Genomic DNA, 14,415 nt, shown 5'->3' on the forward strand with positions numbered 1-14,415 from the left:
TCAGGATGCTTCCAGTTGGTTTTCCAGCGCCAGCAGATGGTCCTGGATGCGTTCGCGGTGGTCGCCGGGCTCGGCCCACAGGCCGCGCTGCATGGCCTCCAACAGGCGCTCACCAATGCTGCGCAGGGCGCCGGGGTTGTGTTGCTGCAAGAAAGCGCGGGTGTCGTCGTCATGCACATAGGCGTCGGCAACCAACGCGTACTGGTGGTCGGCCACCACGCCGGTAGTGGCGTCAAAGGCAAACAAAAAATCGACGGTGGCCGCCATTTCAAACGCGCCCTTGTAGCCGTGGCGCTTGATGCCGTCTATCCACTTGGGGTTGACGGCGCGCGAGCGCACCACGCGGGCCACTTCTTCACCCAAGCTGCGAATTTGCGGTGCGCCGGGCACGCTGAAGTCGCCGTGGTACAGGGCGGCTGTTTTGCCGCTCAGGTGCTCCACCGCCGCGGCCATGCCGCCCATGAACTGGTAGTAGTCGCCGGAGTCGAGGATGTCGTGCTCGCGGTTGTCCTGGTTGTGCAGCACCGCGTCCAGGCCGGCCATGCGCTGGGCAAAGGCCTCGGGGGCGGCAGCACCGTCGCTGTCCTGGCCGTAAGCAAAGGCACCGGCACGCAAATAGGCTTCGGCCAGCTCGGAGCGCTCGGTCCAGTTGCCGCTGGCAATCGACGCTTGCAGGCCCGCGCCATAGCCACCAGGCCGGGGGCCAAACACGCGCCAGGTGGAAGCGCGCTCGGCTTCCGCATCGCTGTGGCCGGCGGCCTGGGCCTGCGCAGCCTCGGCCTGCACCCGCACGCGGATGGGGTTGACATCATCCGCCTCGTCCTCGGGCGAGATGGCAGCCACGGCGCGCACGGCAGTGTCAAACAAATCAATCACATTGGGGAAAGCATCACGAAAGAAGCCGGACACCCGCAGCGTCACGTCCACACGCGGGCGGCCCAGCACGGTCATCGGCATGACTTCGATGTCGGTGACGCGGTTGCTGCCGGCTGCCCACTTGGGCCGCACACCCAAAAGCGAGAAGGCCTGGGCCACATCCTCACCGCCGGTGCGCATGGTGCTGGTGCCCCATACCGACAGGCCCATGGCCGTGGGGTATGCGCCATGGTCTTGCAGATGGCGCTCGACCACGCGGTCTGCGCCCTTGGCGCCCATGGCGTAGGCGGTTTGGGTGGGGATTGCGCGGGTGTCCACTGAATAAAAGTTGCGCCCGGTGGGCAGTACATCGGGCCGGCCGCGCGACGGTGCGCCACTGGGGCCGGGCGGGATGAAGCGGCCATCGAGCCCGCGCAGCAGCTGGGTGATCTCATTGGGGCCACAGGCATCGAGGCGCGGGGCCAGCACCGATTGCAGGCGCTGCAGCACTTGGCTGGTGTGGGGCCACGCGTCGGGGATATCTGCCGGGCCACCGGGCAGCGCACTGCCCTGCTCTGCTATGTCTTGCACCACGCGGGTAGCCAGCAGCTCCACGCGCTCGCGGGTGTGGCCGGCGTGGCGCCAGGGGTCATCGCTCAGGGCTTGCAGCACGGCGGGCCGTACGCCGGTCCAGGGCTCGGCCCAGTCGGGGCTCAGGGCGTCAAAGTCCGTCAGGCCCAGGTCTTGCGCCAAGGCGACCGTCAGGCTGGCTTGGGCTGCACCTGACCCGCCGGGGTAGCGGGCCAGCGCCACCAGCGTGTCCACCCTCTGGCGGCCGGTGGGCGACTGGCCGAAGGTGTGCAGGCCATCGCGGATTTGGGACTCTTTAATCTCGCACAGGTAAGCGTCCAGGCGGCGCAGCAGCGCTTCGCGCTCAGCATCATCGACAGGTTTGGTAAAGCCCAGCTCGATATGCAAACCATCGGCCAGTACCTGCTCCAGAATGCTGCCGCGCAGCAGCTTGGCGCGGCGCGGGTCCAGGGACAGGGCTTCGTAATACTCGTCCATGCGGCCTTCGAGCTGCTGCAGGGGCCCATAGGTTTCGGCCCGCGTCATGGCGGGCATGAGGTGGTCGATGATGACGGCCTGCGTGCGGCGCTTGGCCTGCGCGCCCTCGCCCGGGTCGTTGACGATGAAGGGGTACAGGTGCGGCAGCGGGCCCAGGATGGCGTCGGGCCAGCAGGCCGCGCCCAGCGCCACGCTTTTGCCGGGCAACCACTCCAGGTTGCCGTGCTTGCCGACGTGCACCACGGCATCCACTTTGTACGCACGGCGCATCCAAAAGTAAAAGGCCAGGTAGTTGTGCGTGGGCACCAGGTCAGCGTCGTGGTAGGTGGCTACCAGGTCCAGGTCGCGCCCACGGGCGGGCTGGTTGCCCACAAAAACGTTGCCATAGCGCTGGCCGGAAATCATGAAGCGGCCATGGCGCACCAGCGGGTCCTGCTCCGGCAGGCCCCACAGCGTGTTGATGGCGGATTGGCTCTCGGCGGGCAGCGCGTGGAAGTCTTGCAGGTAGTCGGCCATGGCCAAGCTCTGCCCCACTGGGCGAGCGTCGTTGGCGTCCAGGTTGTTGGTGATGCCGCGGGTCAGGTCGGTCATCAGGGCGTCGCTGTCAGCCGGCACATCGCCCGTCGCATAGCCGGCGGCTTGCAGGGCTTTCAGGATGACCACGGTGGACGCAGGCGTGTCCAGCCCTACGCCGTTGGCCAAGCGCGAGTCGTCGTTCGGGTAATTGGCCAGCACCAGCGCCACGCGCTTTTCGCTACTCTTTTTATAGCGCAACGCGCACCATTTACGGGCGAGAGCGGCCACATAGGCCATGCGCTCAAGCTCAGGCTGGTAGCGCACCACATCAATTTCGGCGCGCTCGCAGCGCCAGGCCAGGCCCTTGAAGCTGATGGGCCGGGTGCCAATGCGGCCATCGACCTCGGGCAGCACGATTTGCATGGCCAGGTCGCGCGGGGTGAGGCCGTGCGGGTCGTCTTGCCACTGTTCTTGCGAGCAACCCGCGGTGATGAGCTGCAGCACCGGTGCATCCCCCGCCAGCAGCACGGGTTGCACCTCGGCGCCACTGTCGTTGCCGTCGATGGAACCCACCGCAAAGCTGGTGGCGTTAAGCACCACATCCACCTGGTGCTCGCGCGCCATGGTCTGCAGCAGCGCCATGCTCTCGGGGTTTTTGAGTGAGTCCAGCGCCAGCGCTAGGGTGTTGAGCCCCTGCTCTGCCAGCGCAGCCAGCATGGCGTCAAACGCGGCGGTGTTGCCGGCCTGCAAATGGGCTTTGTAAAACACCAGCAGCGCCACGGGCGCACCGTCGCGCCACGGGGCCACTTGGCTCAAGGGCTCGTAGCGCACTGCACCGGGGAGCACCTGCGCTGGTGCAGGCCGCTCGCCACGGCCAAAGGCAGCATGGGCAATCAGCTGGTAGAAGTTGTTGGCGTTGTCGCGCCCGCCTTCGCGGAGGCAGCGCCACAGGTGGGTGCAGTCGTCTTTGGCGGCGGTGCTGCGCAACAGCAACTGCGCGTCTTCCACACATTCGCCCGACACCATCACCAGCCACTGGCCGCGCGCGGCGGCGGATTCGCACACCTGGTCGACGATGTAGGCCCAGTCGCTGGGGGCGCCCAGGTGTTCGATGACGATGGCCTTGGCGTGGCGCAACACATCGTCCATGTACAAATCAGTAGACGCAGGCTGGCGCAGCCACATCAGGTTGGCCAGGCGCACGGTCGGAAAATCGGCGGGCAGGTTGCTGGCCACTTCGGCCAGGAGCGACAAGGTGGTGTCCGCCACGGTGAGCACCACGATGTCACCGGGCGTTTGCTCCACGCGCACGATGCCATTGCCATCGTCTTCGACATGGCCGCCAGGGCGGGTGGAGAGCAAATGCATGGTGAACTGCCTTTAATGAACGGCCTTTAAGCCAATGCGGCTTGCAACTCAGCCTGCAGCATGGCCGCGTCCAGGTGGTCGCCAATGAACACCAGGCGGGTGGCACGCGGCTCGTCCGCACGCCAGGCGCGGTCAAAGTAACTGTCAAAACGCTGGCCCACGCCCTGCACCACCAGGCGCATGGCGGCACCGGGCAAGGACACAAAGCCCTTGATGCGGTAAATCTCATGGCGCTGCACCAGCGCGGTCAGGGCCGGAATCACCTTGGCGCGGTCGGTCACCTGCAGGGTCAGGGACACCGAGTCGAACTCGTCGTGGTCGTGGTCCTCTTCCTCGTCGTGGTGGGTTTTGCGGGAGTCGATCACATCCTCCACCGCCCGCTCCAGACCCAGCAGCACGTCCATCGGCACATTGCCGTGCGAGGCGCGCACCAGTTTCACGCCCGCTGGCGCTTCAGCGCGGATGGTGGCTTCCACGGCTTCGAGCGCTGCGGCGTCCATGCCGTCCACCTTGTGCACGATGACCAAATCGGCCGTGGCCAGCTGGTCTTCAAACAGCTCGGCCAGCGGGGATTCGTGGTCCAAGTTGTCGTCCGAGCGGCGCAGGGCGTCTACCGCCACCGGGTCTTCGGCAAAGGTGCCGGCAGCGACTGCAGGTGCGTCCACCACGGTGATCACCGAATCCACGGTAAAGGCGTTGCGCAGCGCGGGCCACTGGAAGGCTTGCACCAGCGGCTTGGGCAGGGCCAGGCCGGAGGTTTCGATGACGAGGTAATCGATCTGGTCGCGGCGGGCGGCCAGTTGCTCCATGACCGGAGCAAATTCTTCTTGCACGGTGCAGCACAGGCAGCCGTTGGCCAGCTCGAACAACTGGCCGTTTTCTTCACCGTTTTCATCGCAGCCGATGCCACAGCCGCGCAGCAGCTCGCCGTCAATGCCCAGCTCGCCAAACTCGTTGACGATGACCGCAATGCGGCGGCCCTGTGCGTTGGTGAGCAGGTTACGCAAGAGCGTGGTTTTGCCACTGCCCAAAAAGCCGGTGACGATGGTGGCGGGGATTTTGCGGGTTTGCATGGTGTGGAAATGAACGTAAAAAAATGAATAAAACGGGTGGCAATCAGGCGCCGTCAGACTGGTGCAGCAGGGTGTACATGACAAACAAGGCGCCCACGCTGGCGGTCACGATGCCCACCGGGAGCTCTTGGGGGGCCAGAATGGACCGGCTCACCACATCGCTGAGCAACAGCAGCAAGGCGCCAATCAGCATGGCGATGTGCAGCATGCGGCGGTGCAGTGCCCCAGCCAGTGCGCGGGCGAGGTGCGGAACCATGAGGCCGACAAAACCAATCACCCCGGAGACTGCCACAAAACACGCGGTGGCAAAGGCGCACACCACAAAGGCCTGCAACCGCAGCCGCTCGGGCGCGATGCCCAAGCTGTGCGCGGTGTGGTCGCCGCTGAGCATGGCGTCCAGCGCGTGGCGCCTGTGCCACGAGAAAAGCGACAGCACCAGCAAACCCGTCAGGGGGATAAACAGGTTGTCCCAGCGGGCAGAGCCCAGGCCACCCATGGTCCAGAACATGACCGACTGGGCGGCACGCTGGTCGCCCAGAAAGGTGAAGTAGTAGGTCAGTGCGGTAAACAAAAACGAGACGGACAGGCCTGCCAGAATCATGCGCTCCGGCGTGTGGCTGCGGTAGCGGCGCAACAGCAGCAACACGACCACCACCGACGCCATGCCGCCTACGAAGGCAGCGAGCGGAAGCGTCCAGACGCCCAGCACCTCGCCGGTGAGCGTAATCACTGCCACGGCTCCGGCCGCCGAGCCCGAGGACAGGCCGAAAAGATAGGGGTCTGACAAATCGTTGCGGGTGGTGGTTTGCAACAGCGCACCCACCAAGGCCAGACCGGCCCCCACCACAATCGCCAACAACATGCGGGGCACGCGCAGATCCACCACGATGCGGTCGACCATGGTGTAGTCCGCATCGGGCGCGCCGCGCAACCACAGGCCCAGGCCATGCCCAACCTGCGACCACGCCACCTCAGTAGCACCCGACACCACTGACAGCAAGCTCACGCACGCCAGCAACAGCAGCAGACACACGGTCAGCAGGCTGGTGGATCGCACAGCAGGAGCCAGACGCATGGAGGCGGACCCGGGCATCAGCGGTTAACAGCCCGAGCCATTTTTTCAATGGCAGCCACGTTGGCCGGGCCGGGGGTGAGCTCTTCGTAGCGCAAAGCGACAAAGCGCTTGTTTTTGACGGCCGTGGTGTGCTGCATCAGCGGATGCTTTTGCAGGAACTGGAGGAGCTTGTCAGCGCCGCCGTCGTTTTGATAGTCGAGCAACACCAGGAACTCGGGGTTGCGGGCGGCCACGGCCTCCCACGCCACGGTGCCCCAGCTGGCGTCGACATCGTCCATGATGTTGCGGCCGCCCACGGCTGCCATCATCGCGGTGGGGATGGCGAATTTGCCGGCTGTAAATGGCTTGTCTTCGCCCGAGTCAAACAAGAACATGCGCAGTGGCTCTTTGCCGGTGGCTTTGGGCAAAGCTGCCAGGCGCTGCTTCCACTGGGCAATTTGTGCCTTGGCTTGGGCTTCTTTGCCGAAGATGGTGCCTAGCTTGAGGTAGTCGGCGTACAGCAGCTCCATGCTGGCAGGCGGGCGGGCCTTGTCCACATGGATGCAGCTTTCGCTCAGCACCAGCGTGGGGATTTTGTATTTTTTGAGCGTGGTGGGCGTGACCTCGCCGCCCACGGCCATGCCGTAATTCCAGCCTGCAAAAAAGAAATCAGGCTTGAGCGCCAAGATGTTTTCCAGGCTGGGCTGCTTGGGCGCAATTTCTTTGATGTTGCCCAAGGCCTGCTTGAACTCGGGGCTCATCTTGTACCAGCCGGTAATGCCGCTCACACCGGCCATCTGGCTTTGCAGCCCGAGCGACAAGGCCATGTCGGTCATATTGATGTCGTGGATCAAGGCGGCCTTGGGCGGCGCTGCAAAAGTGAGATTTTCGCCACAGCTGTCCACCGTCACTGGGAAAGTTTGGGCGTGTGCTGCCAAAGACAGCACCGAAAGGCCGCAAGCGGCAAGCCACGAGCGGCAGGAAAAAGTGAGATTGGGTTTAGTTTTCATATTCTTGGATTGCCGGGCGGAGCCCGGGGGATTCAAACACGGCGACCGGCTGGTCACGGTGGGGCAACGGCAGGTAAAACACATCCATCCCGAAATTGCCCAGCACCAGCTCGGGCGTGAGCACTTGGGCGGGCACATCGTCAGCCACCACCCTGCGCTCACCCAGCAACACGGCGCGGTGGGCAAAGCGCTGCACCAGACTCAGCTCGTGGAGTGCGGCCACCACCGTGATCTCTAGGCTGGCCAGCAGGTCCAGCACATCAGAGCGGGTACGCAGGTCCAAATGGTTGGTGGGCTCATCGAGTAACAAAATACGGGGCTCTTGAGCCAAAGCCCGAGCAATGGCGCTGCGCTGCTGCTCCCCGCCGGAGAGTGTGCCCATGGCCCGGTCTTGCAGGTCTTGCAGGCGACAGCGACTGAGCGCAGTGTCGATGGCGTGCGCATGTTCAGCGCGGCCTGCACCGCTGTGGGGTGTGCGGCCCAGTGCTACGTAGTCGCGCACCCGGAGCTGGGCATGGATAAATTCATGCTGATGCACCACGGCCATCTGCAGCGCCCGTTCGGGGCCGGGCATCTGTTGCAGATCGGTGCCGCCGAGCAACACCTGCCCAGACTCGGGCCGCAAGCGACCGGCCATCAGGTGCAGCAGGCTGGACTTGCCCGCGCCGTTGGGCCCTAGCAGTGCAATGTGCTGGCCAAACGGAATGTCCAGCGACACCTGCGCCAGCACCGCCCGCCCCTGCCGCTGATACGACACGGCAGCGAGAGACAAGGCGGGCTCAGCGGACGTAACCCGGGGCACGGTCATCAGTCTTCAATCCCGCGCTGGGCGGGCACACCGGCTTTGAAGTGGTGTTTGATCAGCGTCATCTCGGTGACGGTATCTGCCAGCTCGATCAACTCGGCTGGCGCATTGCGGCCAGTGAGCACCACGTGCACATGCGGCGGGCGCTCGCGCAGGCAAGACAGGATGGATTCCAGCGGAATCCAGCCGTAGCGCAGCGGGTACATGATTTCATCCAGCACCACCATGAAGTGTTCACCGGCCATCACCGTGGCTTTGGCTTGCTCCCAGCCGGCTTGGGCGAGTTCGGCGGAGTGGTCGAGGTCTTTGCTCTTCCAGGTGAAGCCATCGCCCAAGCCGGTAATGGGAATGCCCAACTGCTCGAACAGGCGGTGCTCGCCGAAACGGGCGGTGGGCACTTTCATGAACTGGTAGACCTTGACCGCCTTGCCCCGGCCATGGGCGCGCAGCGCCAGCCCGAAGGCGGCGGTGCTTTTGCCCTTGCCGGTGCCGGTGTGCACCAATATCAAACCACGCCGCTCGCCTTGCGGGCGGGGCGTGTCACGGTCAACGGGCGGGGCGATCAATTCCACAAGAACAGTCCTTCAACTCAAGCGATGCTCAGGCAGCGGTGTACACGCGCTGGTTGACCAAGGGGCTGCCTTGCAGGCGACGCATGGCCTTGGCAGCAGCCAATACGCCCAGGTCCACCAAAGGCTCGAGCAGCACGACGGTCATGTAGGCTGCGCCGAAGGTGGCGATCTGGCTCATGTTTTCCATACCCACGCCACGGCCGTAAATCGCCCAGAAAGCCACCCACGCCACGATGCCACCCTGGTAGGCAGCAGACAGCTTGAAAGCCTGGCTGTAGGTCAGGTCTACATAGGCCACGTTGGCAGGCACGATGCGACGGGCCAAGGCGGAGGCTGCAAACAAGGGCACCAGCAAGGTAGTGACGTTCATGCCGTACTGGGGCAAGTCTTGCTGCGCAAAAAACACGCTCTGGATCAACAAGCCGCCCATCAGGCCGATGGCTGCAGGTGCAACGCCGAAGATTAGCATCAGCGTAGTGCCCAGAATCAGGTGCACCTCGGACACGCCCACGGGGTGGTGGGGTGCCACTTCAAAGAAGCAAAACACCAGACCAATGCACAAGAAAGCGCGCGCGATCAGGGCCAAAGTGCCGTCTTGCTTGACCGCATCGACCGCCAGTTTGGTGGCATACAGGGCCGCGGTAGTGGCCGTCGCATAGCTCAGGAAGATTTTGGTGGTGTCTACCAGACCGGGTTCAATGTGCATGAGGGTGCTCCTTGGTAAAAAAAGTGATGAATGAGATTAAACAGGGAAATCAAACCATGAAAAAAAACGTTTCATGGCGCCTTCAGGGTCAGCGGCAGACCGGCCGCCATGAGGGTGACACGCTCGCAGGTTGCGGCCAACTGCTGGTTGAGCCGGCCCAGCGCGTCCACAAAGGCGCGCACTTCGCGCCCCATGGGGATCACGCCCAGGCCGATTTCGTTGCCCACCAGCACCACAGGCCCGGGAGCTTGCGAAATTGCTATCAAAAGAGAAGCTGCTCGCGCACTATCCACGGGCGCTAGAGGCCTATTTGATTCAATATCTGCGGGCATTAGCTGGTTGGTGAGCCACAAGGTCAGGCAGTCCACCACCACCAATGTTGCCGGAGTGCTGTGCTGGGCAATGCCTTCGGCCAGTGCCAGAGGCTCTTCCACAGTCGTCATGCCGGGTACGCGCTCGGCCCGCTCCTGCTGGTGGCGGGCGATGCGCAGGCGCATTTCGTCGTCCCAGGGCTGGGCGGTGGCGATCATGACCGCGCGGTGCTCGGGCGACTGCTGCACCCACTGGCGGGCCAGCAATTCGGCGCGGCGGGACTTGCCGCTCTTCTGCCCACCCAGAATGAGCTCGCTGCGGGCGATGGTGAAGTCTGTCATGCGGGTGCTCCATCGGTGGGCAAAGTCTTGTCCATCCACTGCATGAAGATGCGGTGCATCTGCTGCACTCCGTCGGTCAACGCAGCGGGGCCGGGTTGCAGGATGTCGGCGGACTTGATTTCGAACAGCTGCGCCTCCCGCACCGCCGGCACATCGGCCCAACCTTCACGGGCAGCTACCTTTTCAGGGCGGAATTTCTTTCCGCACCAGGAGCCGAGCACGATGTCGGGCGCGCGCTGCACGATAGTGGCGCCGTCGGCAATGATGCGCTGCTTGCCCATGGGCTCAAGAGAGAGCTCGGGAAAGCAGTCGTCTCCGCCCGCAATCGTCATCAGCTCTGACACCCAGCGGATGCAGCTGATATGGGGCTCGTCCCACTCTTCAAAAAACACTTTGGGCCTGCGCGCACCAGCGGCCACCCGGGCAGCGACCGCGGCTTGCATGGCCCGCAGGTCAGCTTGCATCTGTGCAATGCGTCGGGCGCCCTGCTCTGCCTCACCCACCATGGCCGCGACTTGGTAGAGCATGGAAAAAATGTCGGACACGCTGCGCTGGTTAAAGATGGTGACCTGCACCCCGCGCTTGACCAGATCGGCCGCGATGTCGGCTTGCAAGTCCGAGAAACCGAATACGCAGTCGGGCTGCAGCGCCATGATCTTGTCGGTTTTGGCGCTCAGGAAAGCGCTGACCTTGGGCTTTTCGTCCCGTGCCCGCCGAGGGCGGACGGTGTAGCCCGAGATGCCGACGATGCGGTGCTCTTGGCCCAACAGGTACAGCCACTCGGTGGTTTCTTCGGTCAGGCAGACGATGCGCTGCGGGCCGGGGCTGAAATGCAAGAGGTCCTGCGTCATGCAACCCCCTCTTGTGCCGGGGTGAACAGCTCCACCACCGCCTCCGGGCAGGATGGGAACCAAGCGTGGAAATAACTAGCCCGCACAGAACCTTGCTGCCATACCGCCTCGCCCGCATCGGGCATGGGATCGTGGTCGGGGCGCGCAGTGCGGGCGACCGGCACCAGCGGGCTGGCGCTGGTGGAGTAGTGAAAGGTGTGACCACGCAGGGTGCCCGTCTGCAGTTTGAGTTGCTGCGGGCCCAGAGCAGACAGGCGCTTGTGCATGGTGACATCACCGGGCAGCAAGCCCCAAAGGGTGTGTTGTGCACCGTCGGTGGTCGTGATCGTGTCGAACAAAACCATCATGCCGCCGCACTCGGCCCACACGGGTTTGCCCGGCCTGCACGTGGGCGGCAAGACTGTCGCGCAAACGGGTGTTGGCTGAGAGTGTGTTGGCGTGCAGCTCCGGATAACCACCGGGGATCCAGACTGCGTCGCAGGTGGGCAAGGCAGTGTCTGCGAGCGGTGAAAAGAAAACCAAGTCGGCGCCCAACTCTTGTAAGCAATCGAGGTTGGCGGTGTAGATGAAGCAGAAGGCGGTGTCCCGGGCTATGGCGATGGTTGTGCCCTTGAGGCTTGGCCTTGTGCGTGTAGAACTCGCCGTCTCAAACTCCACGGACCACTGCTGCAGGTCTTGCAGGCTCATTTTTCCCAGCGGCGTGTTAGCCAATGCGTCGGCAGCGGCATCCAGACGGGCTTGGGCGTCAGCGACTTCGCTCGCCACCGTCAGGCCCAAGTGGCGCTCGGGTAATGTCATCGCAGCGTTGCGCATCACAGCACCCAGCCACGGACTGTCGCTGCGCAGGCTGCGTTGCAGCATGGCGGCGTGGCGTTCGGTGGCAACGCGGTTAGCCAAGGCACCGGCCCAGCGCAGGCCGGGGCGGAAGGTTTGCAGGCCGTAGGCCAGCGCGCCAAAGGTGCCGGCCATGGAGCCGGAGTCCATCACGGCCATGATGGGCAGGCCAAAGCGCTGGGCCAGGTCGGCAGCACTGGGGTCGCCATCAAACAGGCCCATGACTCCTTCCACCAGAATCAGGTCCGCCTCTTCGGCGGCCTGGCTCAGGCGCTGGCGGCAATCGGCCTCACCGGTCATCCACAAATCGAGCTGGTACACCGGTGCGCCACTGGCGAGCTGGTGCCAGTAAGGGTCTAGGAAATCAGGTCCGCATTTGAAGACGCGCACTCGCCGTCCTTGGCGCGCATGCAGGCGCGCCAACGCGGAAGTGACCGTGGTTTTCCCCTGTCCAGAAGACGGGGCGGTGATCAAGAGTGCCGGGCAGGAACGTGACATTACAGGCGCTGTCTCATGCCTTGTGTTGCTTCACTCTCCCCGGCTTCCCCGCCAGGGCTTGAGCGTTACGGACATGCGCCTTGGCGCATATCCACCTTGTTGGCCGGTATCCGGGCTGGTGGAGGCAACCCTCATCGTCTTCCCAAGCGCGTGTTCAAAGCGTTCAGTGACTGTGATGAAAGCAGTGTCAAAGCGACACGTCCACTTACCGTTGCGGGGGCAGCGCAGGTTAAGGACCGCCGCGTGCGGCACCCTCTCCTGCTTCCCGTTGAACTGCGGCATGCGAACCACACCGCGAGCACCAACACCGCGCATTTTACGCAGGGAATGCTTGCGCCACCCCTACAATGAAACACTTATGGCGAATCAGACTCCCATCGACCAAATTGCCGAGCGTGTAGAACGCTTGTTGCTCCGCTACGAGGAGCTTCAGCGGACCAACGCGCTACTCACCAGCCAAGTGGAAACACTCAGCCACGAGCGGGACTCCCTCAAATCAAGATTGAGTGCCGCGCGAGCGCGGGTCGATGCGCTTTTGGAGCGCATTCCCGATCACCTGCTGACCCATAAAGATCCGACATGAAACAGCTGGAAGTTCAAATCATGGGGCAGAGCTACCTGCTTGGCTGCCCCGAAGGCGGTGAATCCCGATTGCTGGAAGCCGTGGAGCGCGTGGACACTGCCATGTGCAAAATCCGCGATGCAGGCAAGGTGCGGGCCCGTGACCGGATTGCCGTGCTAGCAGCGCTAAACCTGGCGTTCGACCTTTCTGACAAGTCTGCAGCCCCTGCCACCGTGGCTGCAAGCGCCGGCACGCCGCTAGCCATTGAGGGCGACAGTGCATTGCTGCTGACTTCGCTGCTAGAGCGACTCGATGTCGCGCTGAGCGACGATGGCCGCTTGCTCTAAGCACTGCAAATAAGCCCCTGAGGGCCACTCAAGCTCAGGGTTGACCCCTACAATGCAGGTGTCTGCGAACCTGCCGGGCTTTATATTTCCTTGAACCAATGCTCATTGAGCCAGGGCTTGGAACATTGCTCCGCTAGCGTGATCATCTCGCGTCAGATGAACCCAAAGTGGCAGCTGACCTCGCCCACCTGAACCCCGGTTCAGGATGCGGGTCCGGTGGAGTTTCGCAGACACCCTTCTCCGGGCGAACGCCCTCACTCCTCGGCACTAGCCGTATCCGGCTCCGCAGCCTGCTCAAAGAAATACGCAATTCGCTGGCGCGGCGCCAGATAGTCCAGCGCTGCCGCAGGCAGGTTGCCAGGCTTCAAGCTGCGCCGGATGCCCAGTTGCGGCATTTTCTCCAGATCCAAAATCAACGCTTCAGCCCGCGCTACACCCGGTTCGTGAAGGATGATTCGCGGCTTGAGCGGCCGCGCCGAGTTGACCGACACCACAATGCCGAACCGGTCGTCGATCAACTGCACCACGGAACCCGGGGGGTACACCCCCATCATGCGGATGAATGCACTCAAGGTCACCGCGTCGAAACGGGCTTTGAACTGCGCAAATATCAGCGAGAGCGCCTCATGCGGCGTCAGCGCAGAGCCAGGCCGGCTCGGGTTGCACAGGTTGTCATACCGGTTCACCAAGGCCAGTATCCGCCCGCTGGTGCCCAAGGCATCTCCGCGCAAGCGTGACGGGAAGCCGCTACCGTCCACCATCTCGTGGTGCTGGAGCATGGCCAGCAACACAGGGGAGCGCAGCTCCATGCCCTTTCCAATAGCGAGGCCCTGAGGCACGTGCTCTTGATAGAGGCGGTACTCTGCACTTGAAAAGTTGTCTTCCAACCAGCGCACCCGGTCCGGCAATTTCACTTTGCCGATATCGTGTAAGAAAGCCGCCATGCCGAGATCGATCAACTCTGCTTTGTTCAACCCCATGGCCTTGCCGAGCAGCAAGGAGATCACAGTGACGTTGACAGGGTGCATGGCCGATTTGTCACCTGCCGCCTCGGAGAGCAAGCGGATGGCTGCCTCACCGTTGTCCATCAGCTCGGTGACATAGGTGTTAACCATCCCGAGGCAGGGCTCAGTCGCCAACTTGGGCTGCGACTGCACCATGTCCATCGTTTTGCGATACAGGCGCACCGACTCTGCGAATCTGCGCTCACAAGCGATCAGACTGCGCTCCTGGGCGGTGAGCATGGCGGCGCGAAGTCGGCGCTGCTCGGCGTCCGCCTGCTCCTGGGTCAAAAGGCTGGCGGCTTCAGACGGGACATCAGCCGCCTCCGCAGAAGGCTCATCACTCTTGCGCGGAACCACACGCACTTGCTTTTTACCCAAGCCTTTGATGACTTCGATTTGCTTGGGGGAGCTGATTTTGAAGCTGCCGGTCGGAAATGGGTGTGCCATCCACCCTACGTCCAATTCCACGTAGTGGCCCACACGCAAAAGCGCAACATCGATCCAGACAGACTCTTCAGATTTCATAGGTTCCGGGGGTTGGCCCTTGGCGATTGCGGGCCAACAAAACTACACCGTAATGAGGATACCCCAGCGCCCGCCAACGATCGCAGAACGCACCTACTTTCTTGTGGTGCTGTC

12 protein-coding genes, 1 pseudogene and 1 riboswitch are annotated in these 14,415 nt (G+C 63.3%); of the genes and pseudogenes, 2 read left to right on the forward strand and 11 right to left on the reverse strand.

Translation table 11 applies throughout. The features are described 5' to 3' along the window. From cobN to RAE19_RS00955, 10 genes and pseudogenes are all read right to left on the reverse strand, one after another. The gene (gene cobN / locus RAE19_RS00910; RefSeq protein ID WP_313873150.1) at positions 1 to 3,807 is read right to left on the reverse strand and encodes a cobaltochelatase subunit CobN; all 3,807 of its coding nucleotides are present in this window, start codon (positions 3,805 to 3,807) and stop codon (positions 1 to 3) included. A gap of 26 nt (positions 3,808 to 3,833) precedes the next feature. Beyond that, the gene (cobW, locus tag RAE19_RS00915; RefSeq protein WP_313873151.1) at positions 3,834 to 4,880 is read right to left on the reverse strand and encodes a cobalamin biosynthesis protein CobW; all 1,047 of its coding nucleotides are present in this window, start codon (positions 4,878 to 4,880) and stop codon (positions 3,834 to 3,836) included. A gap of 43 nt (positions 4,881 to 4,923) precedes the next feature. Next, positions 4,924 to 5,955 (reverse strand): FecCD family ABC transporter permease, encoded by a 1,032-nt coding sequence (locus tag RAE19_RS00920; RefSeq protein WP_313873152.1) that lies wholly within the window; start codon positions 5,953 to 5,955, stop codon positions 4,924 to 4,926. Between the two features lie 17 nt (positions 5,956 to 5,972). After that, entirely contained in the window at positions 5,973 to 6,944 is a 972-nt protein-coding gene (locus RAE19_RS00925) for an ABC transporter substrate-binding protein (RefSeq protein WP_313873153.1), read from the reverse strand. Beyond that, complete coding sequence (locus RAE19_RS00930; RefSeq protein ID WP_313873154.1) at positions 6,934 to 7,752, reverse strand: ABC transporter ATP-binding protein; 819 nt, start codon at positions 7,750 to 7,752, stop codon at positions 6,934 to 6,936. Before RAE19_RS00930 ends, RAE19_RS00925 begins: the two co-directional genes overlap by 11 nt. Further along, on the reverse strand, positions 7,752 to 8,321 hold the full coding sequence (gene cobO / locus RAE19_RS00935) for a cob(I)yrinic acid a,c-diamide adenosyltransferase (protein WP_313873155.1): 570 nt from the start codon (positions 8,319 to 8,321) through the stop codon (positions 7,752 to 7,754). The genes RAE19_RS00930 and cobO overlap by 1 nt, the downstream gene beginning before the upstream one ends. Positions 8,322 to 8,349: 28 nt before the next feature. Continuing rightward, positions 8,350 to 9,027, reverse strand: a complete 678-nt coding sequence (locus tag RAE19_RS00940; RefSeq protein WP_313873156.1) for an energy-coupling factor ABC transporter permease — start codon at positions 9,025 to 9,027, stop codon at positions 8,350 to 8,352. A gap of 71 nt (positions 9,028 to 9,098) precedes the next feature. Then, the gene (locus RAE19_RS00945; RefSeq protein WP_313873157.1) at positions 9,099 to 9,680 is read right to left on the reverse strand and encodes a bifunctional adenosylcobinamide kinase/adenosylcobinamide-phosphate guanylyltransferase; all 582 of its coding nucleotides are present in this window, start codon (positions 9,678 to 9,680) and stop codon (positions 9,099 to 9,101) included. Next, on the reverse strand, positions 9,677 to 10,531 hold the full coding sequence (locus RAE19_RS00950) for an ABC transporter substrate-binding protein (RefSeq protein WP_313873158.1): 855 nt from the start codon (positions 10,529 to 10,531) through the stop codon (positions 9,677 to 9,679). The genes RAE19_RS00945 and RAE19_RS00950 overlap by 4 nt, the downstream gene beginning before the upstream one ends. Next, positions 10,528 to 11,863 (reverse strand): annotated as a pseudogene (locus RAE19_RS00955) (cobyrinate a,c-diamide synthase). Before RAE19_RS00955 ends, RAE19_RS00950 begins: the two are co-directional and overlap by 4 nt. An 84-nt stretch (positions 11,864 to 11,947) precedes the next feature. Continuing rightward, positions 11,948 to 12,184, reverse strand: a riboswitch (cobalamin riboswitch). A 37-nt stretch (positions 12,185 to 12,221) separates the two neighbouring features. Between RAE19_RS00955 and zapB the strand changes: the two are divergent. Beyond that, positions 12,222 to 12,446, forward strand: a complete 225-nt coding sequence (gene zapB / locus RAE19_RS00960; protein WP_313873159.1) for a cell division protein ZapB — start codon at positions 12,222 to 12,224, stop codon at positions 12,444 to 12,446. Continuing rightward, positions 12,443 to 12,772, forward strand: coding sequence for a cell division protein ZapA (locus tag RAE19_RS00965; protein WP_313873160.1), 330 nt, complete (start codon positions 12,443 to 12,445; stop codon positions 12,770 to 12,772). Before zapB ends, RAE19_RS00965 begins: the two co-directional genes overlap by 4 nt. Positions 12,773 to 13,026: 254 nt before the next feature. Here RAE19_RS00965 and RAE19_RS00970 read toward each other — a convergent pair whose 3' ends face one another. Further along, complete coding sequence (locus tag RAE19_RS00970) at positions 13,027 to 14,301, reverse strand: HD-GYP domain-containing protein (protein ID WP_313873161.1); 1,275 nt, start codon at positions 14,299 to 14,301, stop codon at positions 13,027 to 13,029. Positions 14,302 to 14,415 lie beyond the last annotated feature (114 nt).

It is taken from the genome of Rhodoferax potami, assembly GCF_032193805.1.
GTDB lineage: Bacteria > Pseudomonadota > Gammaproteobacteria > Burkholderiales > Burkholderiaceae_C > Allorhodoferax > Allorhodoferax potami_A.

Coding starts and splice junctions, on each gene's coding strand:
- RAE19_RS00970 (WP_313873161.1), bottom strand. CDS start 14,301: ATGAAATCTGAAGAGTCTGTCTGGATCGATGTTGCGCTTTTGCGTGTG.
- cobW (WP_313873151.1), bottom strand. CDS start 4,880: ATGCAAACCCGCAAAATCCCCGCCACCATCGTCACCGGCTTTTTGGGC.
- RAE19_RS00940 (WP_313873156.1), bottom strand. CDS start 9,027: ATGCACATTGAACCCGGTCTGGTAGACACCACCAAAATCTTCCTGAGC.
- zapB (WP_313873159.1), top strand. CDS start 12,222: ATGGCGAATCAGACTCCCATCGACCAAATTGCCGAGCGTGTAGAACGC.
- RAE19_RS00965 (WP_313873160.1), top strand. CDS start 12,443: ATGAAACAGCTGGAAGTTCAAATCATGGGGCAGAGCTACCTGCTTGGC.
- RAE19_RS00930 (WP_313873154.1), bottom strand. CDS start 7,752: ATGACCGTGCCCCGGGTTACGTCCGCTGAGCCCGCCTTGTCTCTCGCT.
- RAE19_RS00920 (WP_313873152.1), bottom strand. CDS start 5,955: ATGCGTCTGGCTCCTGCTGTGCGATCCACCAGCCTGCTGACCGTGTGT.
- RAE19_RS00950 (WP_313873158.1), bottom strand. CDS start 10,531: ATGACGCAGGACCTCTTGCATTTCAGCCCCGGCCCGCAGCGCATCGTC.
- RAE19_RS00945 (WP_313873157.1), bottom strand. CDS start 9,680: ATGACAGACTTCACCATCGCCCGCAGCGAGCTCATTCTGGGTGGGCAG.
- cobN (WP_313873150.1), bottom strand. CDS start 3,807: ATGCATTTGCTCTCCACCCGCCCTGGCGGCCATGTCGAAGACGATGGC.
- RAE19_RS00925 (WP_313873153.1), bottom strand. CDS start 6,944: ATGAAAACTAAACCCAATCTCACTTTTTCCTGCCGCTCGTGGCTTGCC.